Origin of the sequence: Oerskovia enterophila, assembly GCF_001692445.1 — a bacterium.
In the GTDB taxonomy this organism is placed as follows: Bacteria; Actinomycetota; Actinomycetes; order Actinomycetales; family Cellulomonadaceae; genus Oerskovia; species Oerskovia enterophila.
On record NZ_MAQA01000017.1, the window covers coordinates 33,455 to 51,384 of the forward strand.

18 protein-coding genes and 1 riboswitch are annotated in these 17,930 nt (G+C 73.9%); of the genes, 15 read left to right on the forward strand and 3 right to left on the reverse strand.

Annotated elements, in window-relative coordinates:
• Nucleotides 1-45: 45 nt before the first annotated feature.
• From OERS_RS08740 to OERS_RS08750, 4 genes are all read left to right on the forward strand, one after another.
• A complete protein-coding gene (locus tag OERS_RS08740) occupies nt 46-1,245 on the forward strand; it encodes a class I SAM-dependent methyltransferase (RefSeq protein WP_083201329.1) in 1,200 nt (399 codons plus the stop codon).
• Between the two features lie 12 nt (nt 1,246-1,257).
• Entirely contained in the window at nt 1,258-1,386 is a 129-nt protein-coding gene (locus OERS_RS22235) for a hypothetical protein (RefSeq protein ID WP_269452554.1), read from the forward strand.
• 59 nt (nt 1,387-1,445) lie between these two features.
• Nucleotides 1,446-2,093, forward strand: coding sequence for a DUF1684 domain-containing protein (locus OERS_RS08745; protein ID WP_068625476.1), 648 nt, complete (start codon nt 1,446-1,448; stop codon nt 2,091-2,093).
• A 212-nt stretch (nt 2,094-2,305) separates the two neighbouring features.
• Nucleotides 2,306-2,920, forward strand: a complete 615-nt coding sequence (locus OERS_RS08750; protein WP_068625477.1) for an LbetaH domain-containing protein — start codon at nt 2,306-2,308, stop codon at nt 2,918-2,920.
• 18 nt (nt 2,921-2,938) lie between these two features.
• Here the strand turns inward: OERS_RS08750 and OERS_RS08755 are convergent, their stop codons facing one another.
• The gene (locus OERS_RS08755; protein WP_056644994.1) at nt 2,939-3,535 is read right to left on the reverse strand and encodes a hypothetical protein; all 597 of its coding nucleotides are present in this window, start codon (nt 3,533-3,535) and stop codon (nt 2,939-2,941) included.
• A gap of 225 nt (nt 3,536-3,760) precedes the next feature.
• On the opposite strand from OERS_RS08755, the gene OERS_RS08760 reads away from it, so the two are divergent.
• The 6 genes from OERS_RS08760 (at nt 3,761) to OERS_RS08785 (ending at nt 10,506) form a co-directional block, all read left to right on the forward strand.
• The gene (locus tag OERS_RS08760) at nt 3,761-4,594 is read left to right on the forward strand and encodes a TetR/AcrR family transcriptional regulator (RefSeq protein ID WP_068625478.1); all 834 of its coding nucleotides are present in this window, start codon (nt 3,761-3,763) and stop codon (nt 4,592-4,594) included.
• A gap of 118 nt (nt 4,595-4,712) precedes the next feature.
• Nucleotides 4,713-4,838: riboswitch (FMN riboswitch) on the forward strand.
• A 173-nt stretch (nt 4,839-5,011) separates the two neighbouring features.
• Nucleotides 5,012-5,731 carry a nicotinamide riboside transporter PnuC gene (pnuC, locus tag OERS_RS08765; RefSeq protein ID WP_068625479.1) on the forward strand — a complete coding sequence of 240 codons (720 nt, stop codon included), beginning with the start codon at nt 5,012-5,014 and terminating at the stop codon, nt 5,729-5,731.
• Between the two features lie 117 nt (nt 5,732-5,848).
• The gene (locus tag OERS_RS08770; RefSeq protein WP_068625480.1) at nt 5,849-6,274 is read left to right on the forward strand and encodes a VOC family protein; all 426 of its coding nucleotides are present in this window, start codon (nt 5,849-5,851) and stop codon (nt 6,272-6,274) included.
• Between the two features lie 131 nt (nt 6,275-6,405).
• Entirely contained in the window at nt 6,406-7,650 is a 1,245-nt protein-coding gene (locus OERS_RS08775; RefSeq protein ID WP_056760798.1) for an acyl-CoA dehydrogenase family protein, read from the forward strand.
• A gap of 167 nt (nt 7,651-7,817) precedes the next feature.
• A complete protein-coding gene (locus OERS_RS08780; protein WP_068625481.1) occupies nt 7,818-9,008 on the forward strand; it encodes an acetyl-CoA C-acyltransferase in 1,191 nt (396 codons plus the stop codon).
• 166 nt (nt 9,009-9,174) lie between these two features.
• Nucleotides 9,175-10,506: a glycosyltransferase 87 family protein gene (locus tag OERS_RS08785; protein ID WP_082608379.1), complete on the forward strand. Its 1,332-nt coding sequence runs from the start codon at nt 9,175-9,177 to the stop codon at nt 10,504-10,506.
• 21 nt (nt 10,507-10,527) lie between these two features.
• Here OERS_RS08785 and OERS_RS08790 read toward each other — a convergent pair whose 3' ends face one another.
• Nucleotides 10,528-11,223 (reverse strand): response regulator, encoded by a 696-nt coding sequence (locus OERS_RS08790; RefSeq protein WP_068625482.1) that lies wholly within the window; start codon nt 11,221-11,223, stop codon nt 10,528-10,530.
• Nucleotides 11,220-12,107, reverse strand: a complete 888-nt coding sequence (locus tag OERS_RS08795; RefSeq protein WP_068625483.1) for a sensor histidine kinase — start codon at nt 12,105-12,107, stop codon at nt 11,220-11,222. Before OERS_RS08795 ends, OERS_RS08790 begins: the two co-directional genes overlap by 4 nt.
• Before the next feature lie 132 nt (nt 12,108-12,239).
• Between OERS_RS08795 and OERS_RS08800 the strand changes: the two genes are divergently transcribed.
• The 5 genes from OERS_RS08800 (at nt 12,240) to OERS_RS08820 (ending at nt 17,921) form a co-directional block, all read left to right on the forward strand.
• Entirely contained in the window at nt 12,240-12,953 is a 714-nt protein-coding gene (locus tag OERS_RS08800) for an ABC transporter ATP-binding protein (RefSeq protein ID WP_056644971.1), read from the forward strand.
• Nucleotides 12,950-13,738 carry an ABC transporter permease gene (locus tag OERS_RS08805; RefSeq protein WP_197487139.1) on the forward strand — a complete coding sequence of 263 codons (789 nt, stop codon included), beginning with the start codon at nt 12,950-12,952 and terminating at the stop codon, nt 13,736-13,738. Before OERS_RS08800 ends, OERS_RS08805 begins: the two co-directional genes overlap by 4 nt.
• On the forward strand, nt 13,735-14,469 hold the full coding sequence (locus OERS_RS08810) for a hypothetical protein (protein WP_068625484.1): 735 nt from the start codon (nt 13,735-13,737) through the stop codon (nt 14,467-14,469). The genes OERS_RS08805 and OERS_RS08810 overlap by 4 nt, the downstream gene beginning before the upstream one ends.
• Before the next feature lie 176 nt (nt 14,470-14,645).
• Nucleotides 14,646-15,917 (forward strand): zinc metallochaperone AztD, encoded by a 1,272-nt coding sequence (gene aztD / locus OERS_RS08815; RefSeq protein ID WP_068625485.1) that lies wholly within the window; start codon nt 14,646-14,648, stop codon nt 15,915-15,917.
• A 183-nt stretch (nt 15,918-16,100) separates the two neighbouring features.
• On the forward strand, nt 16,101-17,921 hold the full coding sequence (locus tag OERS_RS08820) for an FUSC family protein (RefSeq protein WP_068625486.1): 1,821 nt from the start codon (nt 16,101-16,103) through the stop codon (nt 17,919-17,921).
• Nucleotides 17,922-17,930 lie beyond the last annotated feature (9 nt).

The window sequence follows — 17,930 nt, forward strand, 5'->3', positions numbered from 1 at the left end:
TCGCCGACGACCGCGAGCGCCGTGTCCTCGACGGACGGAGCACTCATGTCCACGACACCCCAGGTCCCGCTCGGCACCTCCGGCGGGCCGACCGGAGAGGGTCCGGGAGCCGACGAGTTCGCCGAGCGGCTGTTCGCGTCGGCGCTCGGCGCTCTCGACGTCTTCTCGGTGTACCTCGGCGACCGGCTGGGCTGGTACCGGTCCCTCGCGACGGACGGGCCCGCGACCTCGGCCGAGCTCGCGACCCGGACGGGGACGCAGGAGCGTTACGCGCGCGAGTGGCTCGAGGGGCAGGCGGTCGCGGGCGTCCTCACCGTCGCTCCCGGGCGCGAGCCCTCGGCCGAGCCCACGACCCAGCCGGACCGCTCCTCGCAGGGCGTGCCTCCGTCGTCGGGCCCTCTCGTCACGGAGGCGGCGGCCCGCCGCTACGCCCTGCCGCCCGGCCCGGCCGAGGTGCTGACGGACGAGCACAGCCTCGCGTACCTGGCGCCGCTGCCCCGGCTGTTCGCGGCCGTGGGGCGCACGTTCGACGAGCTGCTCGGCGCGTACCGCGACGGCGGCGGGGTCTCGTGGGGGCGGCTCGGGCCGGACGCGCGCGAGGCGCAGGCCGACCTCAACCGGCCGTGGTTCGAGCACGAGCTCGCGGGCGCGCTCGGCCGGGTCCCTGACCTGCACGCGATCCTGTCGCGGCCCACCGCGCGGGTCGCGGACGTGGGCTGCGGCGCCGGGTGGTCGACGGTCGCGCTCGCGCGCGCCTACCCGCAGGCCCGGTTCGACGGGTACGACGTCGACGGCCCCTCGGTCGAGATGGCGCGCGCGAACGCTGAGGCGGCGGGCGTCGCGGACCGCGTGGCGTTCCACGCCGCCGACGCCGCGGCCCTGCCCACGGACGCCCCGCTCGACGCAGCCTTCGCGTTCGAGTGCACGCACGACATGCCGCGCCCGGTCGAGGTCCTGTCGGCGGTCCGTCGGGCCGTCCTGCCCGACGGCGCCGTGGTCGTCATGGACGAGGCCGTCGCCCAGGAGTTCACTGCGCCGGGGGACGAGGTGGAGCGGCTCATGTACGGGTTCAGCCAGTTCGTGTGCCTGCCGGACGGCCTGTCGTCGTCGCCGTCGGTCGGCACGGGCACGGTCATGCGGCCCGCGACGCTCGAGCGGTACGCGCTCGACGCCGGGTTCGAGCGCGTCGAGGTCCTGCCGATCGAGGGGTTCAGCTTCTTCCGGTTCTACCGGCTGCACCACTGAGCACCCCTGCCGGTGTGGCAGCCGCTCGACGTCGTCGAGGCCGTCCGGCACCGTGCGGGGGCGTGGGGAGTGCTGTGGGCCGGGGTGAGCTCGCCGTTCCGGTTCACGTTCGGGTGGCTGAGACTCCTGCCGGTCTTCTAGGCCGGGGCGACCGGGGGCGACGGCGTGCCGGTCCCTGCGCGGCCTGGCACCCTGGCCAGATGATCACCGAGCTGCACGTCGTCGACTGGCGCCGCCGCGTCCAGCACCTGTACGCGCGCGTCCGCGACCTGGCGGTCGAGGACCCCGCCGCCGCGCACGAGTACTGGGTCGCGTCGCGCGACGACCTCCTGGCCGAGCACCCGGCCTCGCCGCTCCTGCCCGAGGACCGTGCCGCTTTCACGGGTCTCCCGGTCGGTCCGTACGACGCCGCGATGCGGTTCGAGGTGCCGCTCGTGCCCGACCCGGCGCGGGGCACGCCGGACGCCGCACGGCTCGACGTACCCACGGGCACCGACGGCGTGGTGCCGTTCGAGCGTGTCGGGCGCCTCGACCTGCCCGGGCTGGGGTCGCTCGACGTGTGGGCGCTGCGGTCATACGGGGGCGGTCTGTTCGTGCCGGTCAAGGACCGCTCGCCCGCGACGTACGGCGGCGGCCGGTACCTGCTGGACACGATCAAGGGCGCGGACCTGGGTTCCGCGTCGTCCCGTCCCGTGCCCGACGGCGACGCACCCCTGGTCGTCGACCTCAACTTCGCGTACAACCCGTCGTGCGCCTACGACCCGGCGTGGGCGTGCCCGCTCGCCCCACCGGGGAACACGCTCGTGGTCGAGCTGGCGTGCGGAGAGCTGGTGCGGGCCGCGGCGTAGCGTCCGCCAGGCAGGTGTGCCGGACACGTCTGGCGCTACCCCGGAGTGTGTTTTCTCCGCAGCCACAACGATTGTGGTGGCTGCGCAGACGACGACCTCGGGAGCACCGAGGCCCGGCCGTCGCTCGGACCGGGCGGGGCCGCCGCGCGACCACGCGTGGCGCCGACCGGTCGCGCGACCGGCCTCGCCGGCGATGTGAAACAGTCCTCGTCATGACCGACCCCCCGGACCCGCAGCAGCCCTCCGCTCCCTTCCTCGACCGCGCGGGTATCGACACGCTCGTCGCGTCCGGCGTCGTCGTCCCGGCCCCGGACGCCGTCTGGGTCTCGCCCCGGGCTCGGATCGCCGCCGGGGCGGTGCTCCACCCGACCGTCGTCGTCTCGTGCGACGAGGCGTCGAGCGTCGTCGTGGCCCGCGATGCCGTCCTGCACCCCGGCACACGGATCAGCGCGACCGAGGGCGGGTCGGTCCGGGTCGGGGAACGCACGATCCTCGGCCCTGGCGGCTGCACGCTCGTGGCCGACGGCGACAAGCTGCACGTCGGCCCGGACGGCCGCTATCGCATGGCGCTCCTCCTCGCCCCCGGCGCATACGGCGACGGCTGCCAGGTCCTCGGCCCGATCGAGGCCCGCGGCTGCACACTCGAAGGCGGAGAGCCGGGCGACTCACCCGACGTCGCCTCACGTGGCGCGCTGCTCAAGGGTGCCGGTCGGGCAGCGGGGATCACGCTGGCGCGCGGGCAGGTCGTCAACGGCGCCGGGGACTTCCGGCGCGCCCCCGTCGAGGAGCAGACGGACTACCACCCGCCTCGTCCGACCGCGGGGTAGCCCCTCGCTGGCAGCACCTCAGTGCAGCAGCGTCTTCAACCCGATGATGAGCAGACCGAACGCCCCCGCGACCACGGTCTCGACCGTCAGCGCCCACCCTCGGACGCCCGCCCGGTGCGCCGCGAGGTGGCCGACGACCGCGAGCATCAGCACCGTGAACCACAGCGCGATCAGCGCGGCGTCCACCACGTCCAGCCCGAACACCCTCCCCACGAGGAAGACCCCGAGCGCGGGCACCCCGCCGATCAGCACCCACACCTCGTCCGACGACGCGAGCCTCAGGCGCTCGGTGATGGTGTGGTCGGTGTCGCGGAACCGCCCGCCGATCGCCGACACGTACACGTGCGCCGCCCAGTACCCCACGAGCACGCCGGCCACCGCGAGCATCACGAAGTCGCTCGACGCGTCGTGCGTGCTCGAGACCGCGAGCATGAACCCCGAGACCACGGCCCCGTACAGGAAGTCGGCGGGACCACCACGCGCGAACCGGTCGCCCAGGTTGTCGCGCTGGGCGTGGTGGTCGACGCTCTTCCACGAACGCGCGGCCTGCTCGCCTGCGCCGCCCTCGGCTCCGTCGTCGGAGCCGGCAGCCCGCGTCTCGTCACCGTCAGTCATCCGCGTCGCCTCCGGGTCGCGTCGGCCTGTCGCCGCCTCTCTCGTCACTGTAGCGACGCCGTCGGGCCCGGCGCGCGGCGACAGCCGCCAACCCGCCAGCACCGCGCGCGGCGACCGACCGCCGATTCTCGGGCGACGTGCCCACCGACCGACTGACGAGCAGCGCTCTCCCACGGCCTCGCCGCAGCATGCCCCGCCCGCTGCACGCGGTGTACCGTCCCGTTCATGAGTGCCGCACGAAGCAACACCCACGCGCAGGCGGTCGACGCGGCGATCGAGCTGTTCACCCGGAAGGGCTACGAGCAGACGACCGTCGAGGACATCGCCGACGCCGCGCAGATCAGCCGGGCCACGTTCTTCCGCCGTTTCCGCTCCAAGGAGGACGTGGTCTTCGCGGACCACGAGCTGCTCCTGGACGCCGTGGTGGTCCTCCTCGGGGAGACCCGGCCCGCCGCCCGCGGCGTCACCCCCGAGGAGCTCGAGAACGTCGACCCGTACGTCGAGGTGTGCAAGGCGGCACGGCTCGTGTTCGACCACCACGTGGGCCAGCGCGAGACGTCGGTCGCGCGGCACCGCCTCCTGCAGGACGTGCCGGCGCTGCGCGACCGCGAGCTCGTGACCACGCACCGCTACGAGCGCGCGTTCACGTCCTACCTGCGCGACACCCTGCCCGCCGACACCCGGCACTCGACCGCGTCGGTCGCGTTCGCGGCGTCGGTCGTCGCGGTGCACAACGCGATCCTGCGCCGCTGGCTGCGCGACCCCGACCAGGACCTGCGCCCCGAGCTCGAGGAGGCGTTCGCGGACCTGCGCCGCGCGGCGCGCAACCCCGCGGGCCCGACGACGGAGCCCGCCACCGCGTCCACGTCGCCTGCACCGGCGCGCACAGCAGGTGCCGAGAGCGGGGTGGGCACGGCAGGCACGGAGAGCACGGCCGACCGGGCTGCCCCCGCTGCTGCCAGCACCGCACCGACCCGCCGCGTCGTGGTGACCGTGCTCGACGGCGACGCCGACCCCGACGAGGTGGCCCGGGCCGTGCGCGACGCGTTGGGTGCGTGATTCGGCCGCGACTCGCCGGGCGTGTCGCAGCCGAACCACGCACTCGGCCCAGCACCGACGAGCCCCGGGAATGCACGGGTAGCATCTGCGGTTGCAGCACACAGCAAGCAGTACGCACGAACGTGCTCCGGGGTCGGTGCAATTCCGAGCCGGCGGTGACAGTCCGCGACCCGCGCCCACGCGCGGTTGACCTGGTGGAACTCCAGGACCGACGGTGAAAGTCCGGATGGGAGGAAGCACGTGCGGCGCGGCCGTCCCCGGCCGGGCTGAGCACGACGTGATCGTCGCGCCCACCCCCGACCGTCCGGACCGGTCTCGCCGTGGTGAGCGCCGCCGTCGGGCAGCCCGGACAGGGCTCCCCCGACCCGACGCCCGCCCTCACCCCGGAGCCGACGTGCCCGGGACGAGGGAACATCGATGGACCTGCTCCACGCGCTCTTCGACGCGCAGCTGACGATCGGCGGCCAGCACCTGCTGTGGCGCGAGATCGTGGGCAACGGGTTCGGCCTTGCCTCCGCGCTCGGCGGCATGCGGCGCAAGATCTGGGCGTGGCCCGTAGGGATCGTCGGGAACCTGCTGCTCCTCACGGTGTTCCTCGGAGCGGTGTTCGCGACGCCCAACCCCGTCAACCTCCTCGGCCAGGCCGGGCGCCAGGTCATGTTCGTCGTCGTGTCGGTGTACGGGTGGGTCCAGTGGCGGCGCACCCGTGCGCGCCTCGACCAGGACGCGGCCGGTCTCGACGCGGACAGCCACGGCGTCTCGGTCGAACCACGATGGGCCACGTGGCGGCAACGAACCTTCCTCGTCGTGGCGCTCGTGGGCGGGACGCTCGTCCTGACCCCGATCTTCCGGATGCTCGAGTCCTACGAGCCCGTGTGGGCCGACGCATGGATCTTCATGGGTTCGCTGCTCGCGACGTACGGCATGGCCAAGGGATGGGTCGAGTTCTGGCTGATCTGGGTGGCCGTCGACGTGGTGGGCGTGCCCCTGCTGGTCGACGCCGGCTTCTACGCGTCCGCGTTCATGTACGTGTTCTACGGGGCGTTCACGCTCGTCGGGTTCTTCGTGTGGTGGCGCATCGACCGGCGCTCCCAGGCCCTGGAGGTCGCGGCGAGCGCCCCCGCCACCACCCCCTGAAGCCACCCCTTGCGTCCGGGTGGGCCGGGCGGATACTCGAAGGTGCGCCCTGCTCGCGCCGGGCGCACCACTTCCGGCCCGATGACGCGAGGACGCGACGGGAAAGGCGGCACCATCATGGTCACGCGACTCAACCCCTACCTGAACTTCCGCGACGAGGCACGGCAGGCGATCGGGTTCTACCGCGACGTGTTCGGCGGCGAGGTGACGATCAGCACGTTCGCCGACTTCCAGGCCTCCGAGGACCCTGCCGACGCCGACAAGGTCATGCACTCCCAGCTCGAGTCCCCCACCGGCCTGGTCCTCATGGCCGCGGACACCCCGAGCTCGATGGAGGTCCCGACCGGCGCCGGCTTCTCGATCTCGCTGAGCGGCGAGCAGTCCGACGACGCCGAGCTGCGCGGCTACTGGGACAAGCTCTCGTCGAGCGGGAGCGTGACCGTGCCGCTCGAGGTCGCGCCGTGGGGAGACGCGTTCGGCATGTGCGTCGACGGGTTCGGCGTGAGCTGGCTCGTGAACATCGCCGGGGCTGCGCGGGCCTGAGCGCTCCCCCTGGTCAGGCCGGGCACCGGGCCCGCCCGTGATACCCCGTCTCTTGACCTGAGACGGGATATCACGCACCATGGGGGGATCGCCCGACACCGACGTCCGGCCCGACCCCGGGAGCATCCCCCATGACGATCGAGAACCCCGTCCGCCAGAACGTGACCGAGCCGGACTACGACCTCTCGCAGCCGCTCGGCATCGACTACGCCGGCGCGTTCTCGGACGCGACCGACGCCGACCGCGACCTGCAGCAGCGGGTCCGCACGTTCGTCCAGGACGAGGTCCTGCCCGTGATCGACGGGTACTGGGAGCGCGCCGAGGTGCCGTTCGGTCTGGCCAAGCGCATGGGCGAGCTCGACTTCCTGCGGGACGGCGTCGACGTCCCCGGTGCGCCACGGATCAGCCTCATGGGCGCCGGTCTCGCCGAGATGGAGATGTCGCGCGGCGACGGCTCGGTCGCGACCATCTGCGGCGTCCAGGGCGGCCTCGCGCTGCGCTCGATCCAGCTCCTCGGCTCGGACGAGCAGAAGGCCGAGTGGCTCGGCCCGCTCGCGCGCGGTGAGAAGCTCGGCGCGTTCGCCCTGACCGAGCCCACGCACGGCTCGGACTCGGTCTCGCTCGAGACCACGGCCCGCCGCGAGACCCGCGACGGCGTCGAGGGCTTCGTGATCGACGGCGAGAAGAAGTGGATCGGCTTCGGGTCGTGCGGCGACATCACGGTGCTGTGGGCGCGACTTGTCGGGGACGAGGGCGACAACCAGGTGCACGGGTTCCTCGTGCCCCAGGACACCCCGGGCTACGCGGCCACGACCATCGAGGGCAAGGTCTCGCTCCGCGCGATCTGGCAGGCCCACATCGTCCTGACCGACGTGTTCGTCCCGGCCTCGGCCATGCTCCCGGGCGGACGGTCGTTCAAGGACACCGGCCGCGTGCTCCAGGCGACGCGCCTCGGGGTGGCATGGTCCGCCGTCGGGCACGCGACCGCCTGCTACGAGACGGCCGTCGCCTACGCCAAGCAGCGTGTCCAGTTCGGCCGCCCGCTCGCGGCCAACCAGATGGTCCAGGAGCGGCTGACCCGCATGCTCTCGACCCTCACCCAGATGCAGCTCCTGGTCGCACAGATGACCCGCCTCGACGAGGCCGGGCAGCTCTCCGGCCCGCAGGCGTCGATCGCCAAGTACACGAGCACGCGCGGCGCACGCGAGATCGCGGCGAGCGCGCGCGACATGCTGGGCGGCAACGGCATCCTCCTCGCGAACCGCGTCGCGCGGCACTTCGCGGACATCGAGGCCCTGCACACCTACGAGGGCACCGAGAGCGTCCAGGCCCTCATCGTGGGTCGCGACATCACGGGCGTCTCGGCGTTCGTGTAGCCCCTCGCCGGCGGCGCTCCCCGTACCGGGAGTGCCGCACCCTCTCCTGCCACACCTGGCCCGCAGCGGCCACCCGTCGACACCACAAGACCACCCGGCGCCGTACCGGACCTCCTCGTTCACCTGAAACGCACGGCGCCGGGTCCCCTTCTCCCACGGAGCACCTCATGAGCAACGACGCCCACGTCCCCGTCCTCCTGCACGGTGCGCGCACGCCGTTCACGCGCTTCCAGGGTGCGCTCGCGTCCCTGTCGGCGAACGAGCTGGGCGCGCACGCGATCCGCGGCGCGCTCGACGCCGCTGGCGTCGCGGCTTCCGACGTCGACGCCGTGATCATGGGCCAGGTCATCCAGGCGGGCGGCGGCCAGGGGCCGGCCCGGCAGGCCGCGATCGCGGCCGGGATCGGCTGGGACGTCCCCACGGTCACCATCAACAAGCTGTGCCTGTCGGGCCTGACCGCGATCATCGACGCGGCGCGCCTGGTCCGCACGGGCGAGGCGTCGGTCGTCGTCGCGGGCGGCCAGGAGTCCATGACGAACGCGCCGCACCTCGTGCTCGGCTCGCGCAAGGGCTTCGCGTTCGGAGACGTGACCATCGCGGACTCGCTCACGCACGACGGCCTGCGCGACCCGTTCGACGGTCAGATCATGGGCGAGGCCACCGACCGCGGCTGCACCACGCGCGGCATCGGCCGCGCCGAGCAGGACGAGTACGCTGCCCGCTCGCACGCCCTCGCGGCCGCGGCCCGCGCGGAAGGGCGCCTGGCCGAGGAGATCGCCCCGGTCACGGTCCCGCAGCGCAAGGGCGAGCCCGTGGTCGTCGCCGACGACGAGGGCATCCGCCCCGGCACCACGGTCGAGGCGCTCGCCCGCCTGCGTCCCGCGTTCGTCGCGGACGGCACCATCACCGCCGGCTCGTCGTCCCCGCTGTCCGACGGCGCCGCGGCGGTCGTCGTCGTCAGCAAGGCCTTCGCGGTCTCCCGCGGCCTCACGTGGCTGGCCGAGATCCGGTCGGCCGGCCAGGTCGCCGGCCCCGACAACTCGCTGCACTCCCAGCCCGCCCGCGCGATCGAGCGTGCGCTCGAGCGCGAGGGCATGAAGGCCGACGAGCTCGACCTGGTCGAGATCAACGAGGCCTTCGCGGCCGTCGCGCTCCAGTCGGTCGAGGACCTCGGGATCGACCACGCGGTCGTCAACCCCGACGGCGGCGCGATCGCCCTGGGTCACCCGGTCGGCGCGTCGGGCGCGCGCCTGGCCCTGCACCTGGCCCTCGCCCTCCAGCGCCGCGGGGGTGGCGTGGGCGCCGCCGCGCTGTGCGGCGGCGGCGGCCAGGGGGACGCGCTGATCCTGCGCGCCTGAGTCCTTCCCCTCGCGTCGCGCGGTGCTGCCTCACCGCGCGACCGGCGGCCCGCCCGGAGGTCCCCTTCGCCTCCGGCCGGGCCGCTTCTTCGTGCCCGACGGCGTGCGGCGTCCAGGGCGTGTCGCGCTCCCCGGGCGAGCGGCGCCGTCGTGCGACGATGAGCCCGTGCCCGAGACCTCCGCCGCCCGGCCCGCCTCGACCGGACGCCGGTTCCTCGCCTGGGCCCTGCGCTCGCCGTGGGCCCTGGTCGCGGGCTTCGTGCTCGTGCACGCCTGGCTCGTCGTCGATGCCCTGACCTGGGGGTACCGGATCTCGGGCGACGTGCAGCTCTACCGGGTCTGGGCGCGCGCAGGCTGGGACCGCGGGATCTGGCCCGTGCTCGACTACGACTGGGTCTACCCGGTCGGGGCGCTCGTGCCGGTCTCGGCCCCCGCGCTCCTGGGGACGTCGTTCGAGGCGTACTACGCGCAGTTCCTCGTGCTGATCGTCGCGCTGAACGCGCTCGCGCTGTGGTTCCTCGCGCGGCTGCCGGGGCGCGGCCGTGTCGCGGCCTGGTGGTGGCTCGCGTTCCTCGTCGCGCTCGGCCCCATCTTCCTGGGCAGGCTCGACGGCGTCGCCGCTGCCCTCCTCGTGATCACGCTCGCGCTCGCGGTACGCCGCCCGGCCGTGGCGACCGCGATCGCGACGTTCGGTGCCTGGGTCAAGATCGCCCCCGGGGCCGTGGTCGTGGCGCTCCTGACGACCGCGAAGCGCCCGTTGCGCACGGTCGTGCTCCCGGGCGCTGCGGTCAGCGCGGTCGTCGTCGCGCTCGCCCTCGCGGGCGGAGCGGGCAAGCGGGTGCTCGGGGTGTTCGGGACCCAGGACGCGCGGGGCCTCCAGTCGGAGTCGGTGTTCGCGACCCCGTTCAGCGTGCTGCGGCTGTTCGACCCCCGGTTCCGGGTCTGGATGAACCAGGACATCCGCACGCTCGAGATCTACGGCCCCGGCACCGCGGTGACGGGACGGCTGCTCGACGTGCTGCTGCCCGTCGCGGTGCTCGCGATCGCGGCCCTGTCCTGGTGGGCCGTGCGGCGGCGCCCCGAGGTCCGCACCGACGTGTTCCTCCTGTCCGTGACGGCCCTGCTGCTGAGCCTCATCGTCTTCAACAAGGTGGGATCGCCGCAGTTCGTCGCGTGGATCGGGCCTCCCGTGGCCGTCGCGATCGCGCTCGCCGGGCCGGGCGCCCGCTCCGTCTGGTCGGCGCCCGCGCTGGCAGTCCTGGGCACCGCTGGTCTGACGCAGCTCCTCTACCCGGTCGCGTACGACGAGTTCATGGTCGGGGAGCCCTGGATCGTCCTGGTCGCGGCCGTGCGCAACCTCGCGCTCGTGGTCCTGCTCGTCGGGGCCGTGGTCCAGCTCGTGCGGCTGGGGCGAGGGGCGGCGGGAACCGTCGCGTCGACCGTCGTGGCCGAGCCGCACGCGTCACGGCCAGACCCCGGGCCCGTGGCGAACGCCTGACCACTGATGCCCGGCTGCCCCTCACGCGGGACCGGGGCGCCTCCCGGGCGCAGGGCGCTCGGCGGTCACGAGGCCGTGGTCGAACGCCGCGATGACGAGCTGGGCACGGTCGCGGGCGACGAGCTTGGCGAGCAGGTTGCCGATGTGCGTCTTGACGGTGCCCATGGAGATCGTCAGCCTCCGCCCGATCTCCTGGTTGGACAGCCCACGGCCCACGAGCGCGAGCACCTCGACCTCCCGGCTGGTGAGGAGCTGCGGCGCCACGGCCCCGCGCTGCGGCCCACCGTCGAGGTAGTGCCCGACGATCCGCGCCAGGACGGCCGGGGCGAACAGGGACTCGCCGGCATGCGTACGCCGGACGGCGTCGACGAGGCTCGTGGGCTCGGCGTCCTTGAGCAGGAACCCGCTCGCGCCTGCGCGCAGGGCCCCGTGGACGTACTCGTCGAGCTCGAACATGCTGAGCACGAGGACGCGGGTCGACGTGAGGTCGGGGTCGGCCGCGATCCGGCGCGTCGCATCGATCCCGTCACCGCCGGGCATGCGGACGTCCATGAGGACGACGTCGGGGCGGGTCCGGCGCGCGACCTCCACCGCGGCCTCGCCCGAGCCCGCCTCGCCCACGACCGTGAGCCCGTCGGCACCGTCGAGCACGAGCCGCAGGCTGTGACGGATCAGGGGCTGGTCGTCCACGACGAGCACCCGTACCGGCACCGTCACGACTGCGCTCGTCCCAGCAGGCCGGCGGCCGGCGGGGCCGGGTCCGGCAGCACGACCGTCACGCGGAAACCTCGGGAGGAGGGCCCCGCGACGAGAGAGCCGCCGAGCGACTCGACCCGCTCGCGCAGGCCTGCGAGCCCCATCCCCGCCCCCTGGTGAGGCTCCCACCCGACGACGGGCCCGTCGTCCTCGACGACCAGCCGCAGGCCCTCGGCGTCGCGGCCGAGGACGACCGAGGCACGCGTCTGCCCCGCGTGACGCAGGACGTTGGCGAGGGCCTCACGGACCACCGTGCACACGCAGAGGCCCACTCCTGCCGAGGCCACGACCTCCTCGGCGTCGAGCGCGACGTCGAGGCCCGCGCCCCGCGCGGTCGCGACGACACGCGGGAGGTCGGCGAGCGTCTCCGCCGGACGCAGCGGGACCTCGTCGCCCGGTCCGCGCAGGACCGTGAGCATCCTGCGCAGCTCGGTGGTCGCGTCCCGGCCCGCGCGCTCGATGTCGGCCAGGGCGCGGGCCCGCTCGGCATCGCCGCCCGGCCCTGGCACCGTGCGCGCCGACGCCGCACGCACCGTGATGAGCCCCAGCCCGTGCGAGGCGAGGTCGTGCAGGTCTCGTGCGATGCGCAGCCTCTCGGCCTGAGCGGCCCGTTCCGCCGCCCAGCCCGTCAGGTCGTCCTCGAAGGCACGTCGCTCGCGCCGGGAACGGACGAGGGCCCAGGCCAGCACGCCCGCCGCGACTGCGGTCGCACCCAGCAGGACGGCGAGGGCCTCGACGGGGCGACCGACACCGAGGGTCGCCAGGCCGAGCACGAGGGCCGCGACGAGACCGCCCGCGATCGGCCAGACGCGGGATCGCAGCACGGGTCGGGCGGTCGTCTCCATCCACCGGAGTCTAGGGACGCGCCGCCCGCCGCACATCGGCCCACGGTCCGAGAGACCGCGGGCCGAGGCCCGGACCCCAGGTCCGGCCTCCGGTCCGATGCCCTGCGCGCTCCTGGCGGCTGGACTGTGGGCATGTTGAAGATCGAGCACCTCGTCAAACGCCACGGTCCCCGCACCGTCCTCGACCGCGTCGCCTTCGAGGCCCGGCCGGGCCGCGTGACCGCCTTCCTCGGGCCCAACGGAGCCGGCAAGTCGTCGACCCTGCGCATCCTCCTCGGCCTGGACCGGGCCGACGAGGGTCGTGCCCTCGTCGGGGGGCAGCCGTACAGGTCGCTGCGCGACCCGCTGCGCACCCTCGGCTCGATGCTCGACGGCTCCGGAGCGCACCGCTCCCGCACGGCCCGCAACCACCTCTCCTGGGTCGCGCGCAGCAACGGGATCTCGCAGAGGCGCGTCGACCAGGTGCTCGAGCAGGTAGGGCTCACGGCCTCCGCCCGGACACGGGTGGGGCGCTACTCCCTCGGCATGGGACAGCGCCTGGGTCTCGCGTGCGCGCTCCTGGGCGAGCCCGAGGCGCTCGTCCTCGACGAGCCCGTCAACGGTCTCGACCCGGAGGGCATCCGGTGGATCCGTGGCCTGCTCCGTGCGCACGCGGACCACGGCGGCACGGTCCTGCTGTCGAGCCACTTCATGGGCGAGGTGGCCGACATCGCCGACGACCTCGTGGTCATCTCGGGCGGTCGGGTCGTCGCGGACGGGACGCTCGCCGACGTGACCCACCGCTACGACACGCTCGAGGACGCCTTCTTCGCGCTCACGAGCGACGGACAGGGGACGGTCCGGTGAGGGGGTGGAACGTGTTCGTCGCCGAGCTGCAGAAGATGCTGGCGCTGCCCGGGGTGTGGACCGGGGCTGCGGTCGCCGTCCTCGGGACGGCCGCGCTGACCCTGCTCAACGCGGTCGGCGTCCGCGACGCGCTCGTCGCCGGACGTCCCGAGGACACGGGCTACGGTTCCGCGTTCGACACAGCGTTCGCCGCGATGCCGATCGGGACCGTGGGCGCGGTCGTGATCGGCGTGATCGCGGTGAGCAGCGAGTACACCGCGAACAGCCCGGACGCCGGAGGCGGTCGGCAGATCGGTACGACGCTCGTGGCCGTCCCGCGCCGCGCGAGCGTCCTCGTCGCGAAGGTGACCGCGGTCGTCCTGCTCGTGATCGCCACGGCGGTCGTGGCGGTCCCGGCGAGCGTCGCACTCGCCGAGGCGATCATCGCCGACGCCGCGACCGCGACCGTCCCGCTCGACGAGGCCGTCCGGCGCTGCCTCGGCGCGGCCCTCTACTGGACCCTCACGGCGCTCCTGGCCCTGGCGGTCACGGTCTTCACGCGCAGCGGGGTCGTCCCTCTCCTGGTGCTCGTGGTCAACAGCTCGTTGGTGTCGGTGTCGCTCCTGCTCACGATGCTCACGCCGCTCGCGCACTGGCTCCCCGACATGGCCGGCCGCAGGCTCTTCGGGGACGTCGACACCGTCGCGGGCGGCCTGTCGCCCGGTCCCGGTGCGCTCGTGATGGCCGCGTGGGCCCTGGCGCTCCTCGCGGTCGCGGGCACCGTGTTCTCACGGCGGGACGCGTGAGCGCCGGGGGGTTGGCGTCCGTGGTCGCCGCGGAGCTCGACAAGCTCCGCACGCTGCCCGGCGCGGTCCTCGCGGTCGTCGGGACCACCGTGGTCGGAGCCCTGATCGCCGCCGCGCAGGCGGGTGCGGCCGCCGACCAGGGCCTGCCCGTCACGGCCCTCGATCTCACGCTCCGCACGGTGCCCTTCGTCGTGGCAGGCCTCGTGCTCGTCGGCGTGCTGCCGGTCTCCCAGGAGCACGCCGGTCGCCAGGTCGCCACGACCCTGACCGCGGTCCCGCGGCGCGGGCTCCTCGTCGCGGGCAAGAGCGTCGCGGCGATCTGCGCCGTCGGGCTCACCGCGGTCTCGGTGCTCGGCGCCTGCCTGGCCGCGTCCGCGGTCACGCAGCACCTCCTCGACGCACCCGCCGCGACGGGCGACGCCGGAGCGGGCCCGCTCCTGGGGGCCGCGGCGTTCCTGGTCGTCATCGGGGTGTTCTCGCACGCCGTGGCGCTGGTCGTGCGTCACCTCGTGCCCGCGCTCGTCGGCGTCCTCGCGCTGGTGCTCGTCGTGTCCCCGCTGCTCGCGGGCGCGACCGAGCACGCGCGCTGGTTGCCGGACCGCGCCGCGTCGGCCTGGTACGACGCGGGCCCGAGCACGCTCGACGGGCCGACGGCGACGCTCGTCGCGCTCGCCTGGGTGGCGGTCGTCGGCGTCCTGGGTTCGTGGCGGTTCCTCACGCGGGACGCATGACGAGGTCGAGGCGCGGGTAGGTCGGGCCCCAGCGCCCCACCCCGGCAGCACCCACACTAGTTGATAATGAGAGCGGTTCTCATTCTCTGCTACGGTGTGCGAGTTCGGCGCGCTCCCTGCGCCGCAGCCCACACCTACCGGAAGGACGGTGGGACCCGCCGGGGTCCCGTGACGCCATGACCAGCACCAGACACCGCCACCTCGCCCTGGGGATCGCCCTCGCCCTGCCCGCCGCCGTGCTCGCCGGCTGCGCCACGGGCGAGGCCTCCCCCGCCGCGACGTCCGACGCGTCCGAGCACGACCACGACGAGCACGAGGAGGGCGGCCACGGCACCGAGGCCGCGACCGACACCCCGCGCATCGCCGTGACCTACGACGGCGGGATCGTCGTCCTCGACGGCACGAGCCTCGAGCAGGTCGCCGACCTCCCGGTCGACGGCTTCACGCGCATCAACCCCGCGGGGGACGAGCGCCACGTGATCGTCTCCGCGGGTGACGCGTTCCGGGTCCTCGACCTCGGCACGTGGGGCGAGCCGCACGGCAACCACTCGCACTTCTACACGTCCGAGCCGGCCTTCACGCAGACCGAGTTCGCCGCGAACCACCCCGGCCACGTGGTCCGCCACGCGGGCCGCACGGTCCTGTTCAACGACGGCTCGGGGCTCGTCGAGTCGTTCGACCCGCACGACCTCGCGGACGGCGACCCCGAGACCACGACGTACATGACCCCGTCCCCGCACCACGGCGTCGCGGTCGAGCTCGAGAGCGGCGACCTGCTCGTCACCGACGGCACCGAGGACTCGCGGTCGAGCGTCGTGGTCCTCGACAGCGGTCGCCACGAGGTCGCGCGCACCGACGCCTGCCCGGGCGTGCACGGCGAGGCCGTCGCGTCCGACGAGGCCGTGGTCGTGGGCTGCGAGGACGGCGTGGTCGTCTACGCGGGCGGCGAGCTGACCAAGATCGCGTCGCCCGACGCCTACGGCCGGATCGGCAACCAGGCCGGCTCGGACGAGTCACCCGTGGTCCTGGGCGACTACAAGTCCGACCCGGACGCCGAGCTCGAGCGCCCCACCCGTGTCTCGCTCGTCGACACCGTGAGCCGGCAGATCACCCTGGTCGACACGGGCGCGAGCTACACGTTCCGCTCGCTCGGCCGCGGCCCGCACGGCGAGGCGCTCGTCCTGGGGACCGACGGCGCGCTGCGCGTCATCGACCCCGCCTCGGGGGCGGTCACCAGCACCATCGCGGTGATCGACGCGTGGACCGAGCCCGACGACTGGCAGGCCCCGCGCCCCACGCTGTTCGTGCTCGACCACACGGCCTACGTGACGGACCCCGCCACGAAGGCCGTGCACGCGGTCGACGTCGAGTCGGGCAAGGTCTACGCGAGCACCACGCTCGACGTGGTCCCCAACGAGCTGACGGGGGTCTCGGGCCTCCCCGGGTGATCTTCTGCCCGACGGCGCCACGCGCCCCGGGCGACCACCTCACCGCGCGAGGTGGTCGCCCGGGGCGCGCTGCGTCGTCGGGCCCCTCCGGGACGGGCGATCGCCTCTTCCGCCCAGGCAGCCCTTGCACTTCCGCCGTACCGTCGAGGGGAGAACCGCCCGACCGACCTTCCAGGAGGGCCCGTGAAGGGTTCAAACAAGGCCGAGGCGCCCAAGCGTCCCCCGGGCAGCCCGATGCTGATCGTGCTGATGATCATCGTGGTCCTCCCTTCCGTGCTGCTCGCCGACGCGTGGGGAGCCGGCCCGGTGGGGATCATCGGCGGCCTGACGGGCATGTTCGCGCTGGTGGCCTTCATGGGCGGTCCGCTCCGGGCCGACCTCCGCATCGCTGCGGTGATGGGCCCGCTGCTGATCTTCGCAGCAGCCGTCCCGCGCCTGGTGGCCGAGACCTCGCGCCCCGCGGCGATCGCGCTCGTCGTGGTGCTCGTGTTCGTCGCCGCACTCCTCCCCCTGCTCGGCCCACGCTTCGGCAACGCGGGGATGGGGCTCGGGATGACCACGGTGTTCGGCTACGGCTACGCACCGATGGGTGGGGCCGATCATCGGCAGGTGATCGCGGCGGCCGTCGCGGGGGTCGCCGTGGCGCTCGTCCTGCGCATCCTGATGGGGATCTCGGACCCGTCCAAGCAGACCCGCGAACAGGTCGCCGCGGTGCTCGTCGCCGACGATCCGAGCAGCGCCACCGCCACCGCCTTCAGCACCTGGCTCAGCGACGGCAGGCAGCGCTGGCTCGCGGACGCGCTCGAGGGTGCCTCGCGCTACCGCCTCGCCCTGCACACGGCACACCTCACCGCGGCGGGCGATCCCGACGACACCGTGCTCCGCGAGCGGGCTCACGAGCTGGCCGAGGAGATGAAGGCCAAGCCCCGGCGGGGCGAGCCCGTCAAGGCACCGTCGCCCTCGCAGGCATCAGCCGTCACCGAGCCCCCCTTCACCGACGCAGCGCGCGCCCTGGACTCCGTCGAGCAGGCGATCCAGGAGCGTGACACCGCCACGGTCACGCTCGATCGGGACCGGCGCCACCAGCTCCAGGACGCGGTGCTGCACCCCGCGGCCAGGCTGCAGTCCATCCAGTTCCGGCACGCGTTCCGCACTGCGCTCGCAGTGCTGCTGATGCTGCTGATCACGTCCGGCCTGGAACGAGGCGACCCCCTGGTCTCGACCGTGCTGCTGACCACCTTCAGCATCCTCCAGGCCAGCTGGAGCGGCACCGTGGCCAAGGCGAGGAACAAGATCATCGGTCTGGTCTCCGGCTCGCTCACGGTCGCGGTGGTCCTGCTGGTCGTCCCGTCGCGCTATCTCACCCTGGTCGCGGTCGTCGCCCTGTGCCTGGGGCTGTGGTACGTCGTCACCCGCCCGGCGCTGGGCGGCGCGTTCATGGTCGTCGTCAGCGTCGGCTTCAACTCCGTGACCCGTGACCTGAACGCGGTCGACCTCCTGACGCAGTACGTGGTGCTCACCCTGAGCGCGGTGCTGGTCGGAGTGGTCCTCGGCTTCGCCGTGATCCCGGGCTTCCGGCCCCCACCTCTGCGACGACGTATCGAGACCGCGACCGAGGCCACCGCGACCGCGCTCCGTGCCTCGTCGGAGAGGTCCGGTCCACAGCAGCCTGAGGAGATCGCCCTGCTCCGGGACGCCGTCCGCCTGCAGGACGAGCTGGTGCCCGACCGCGACCGGCTCGACGACAGGCAGCTCGCCGAGCTCGACACGCTGCGCAACGGGTTGCGCGACCTGACCGTCCTGGCCGACGCAGCGCAGCTGAACCGCGGCGAGCTCGACCAGGTCCTCCAGGCGTTGAGCCCCGACGACCCGACGGGCGGGAACGGGGCCGACGGCACGGCCCCCGAGACCTCGGGCGCAGCGTCCTCGACCTTGTGGGACCTGGCCCAGCACGCCGGCTCGGCCGAGCGGTACCTGCTGCGGACGCTGCCGGACCACGCCTGAGCCGGCTCG

What these genes read in the sequence shown, in the direction of transcription:
- OERS_RS08740 (WP_083201329.1), top strand. Translation starts at nt 46, where the DNA reads ATGTCCACGACACCCCAGGTCCCGCTCGGCACCTCCGGCGGGCCGACC.
- OERS_RS08745 (WP_068625476.1), top strand. Translation starts at nt 1,446, where the DNA reads ATGATCACCGAGCTGCACGTCGTCGACTGGCGCCGCCGCGTCCAGCAC.
- OERS_RS08750 (WP_068625477.1), top strand. Translation starts at nt 2,306, where the DNA reads ATGACCGACCCCCCGGACCCGCAGCAGCCCTCCGCTCCCTTCCTCGAC.
- OERS_RS08755 (WP_056644994.1), bottom strand. Translation starts at nt 3,535, where the DNA reads ATGACTGACGGTGACGAGACGCGGGCTGCCGGCTCCGACGACGGAGCC.
- OERS_RS08760 (WP_068625478.1), top strand. Translation starts at nt 3,761, where the DNA reads ATGAGTGCCGCACGAAGCAACACCCACGCGCAGGCGGTCGACGCGGCG.
- pnuC (WP_068625479.1), top strand. Translation starts at nt 5,012, where the DNA reads ATGGACCTGCTCCACGCGCTCTTCGACGCGCAGCTGACGATCGGCGGC.
- OERS_RS08770 (WP_068625480.1), top strand. Translation starts at nt 5,849, where the DNA reads ATGGTCACGCGACTCAACCCCTACCTGAACTTCCGCGACGAGGCACGG.
- OERS_RS08775 (WP_056760798.1), top strand. Translation starts at nt 6,406, where the DNA reads ATGACGATCGAGAACCCCGTCCGCCAGAACGTGACCGAGCCGGACTAC.
- OERS_RS08780 (WP_068625481.1), top strand. Translation starts at nt 7,818, where the DNA reads ATGAGCAACGACGCCCACGTCCCCGTCCTCCTGCACGGTGCGCGCACG.
- OERS_RS08795 (WP_068625483.1), bottom strand. Translation starts at nt 12,107, where the DNA reads ATGGAGACGACCGCCCGACCCGTGCTGCGATCCCGCGTCTGGCCGATC.
- OERS_RS08800 (WP_056644971.1), top strand. Translation starts at nt 12,240, where the DNA reads ATGTTGAAGATCGAGCACCTCGTCAAACGCCACGGTCCCCGCACCGTC.
- aztD (WP_068625485.1), top strand. Translation starts at nt 14,646, where the DNA reads ATGACCAGCACCAGACACCGCCACCTCGCCCTGGGGATCGCCCTCGCC.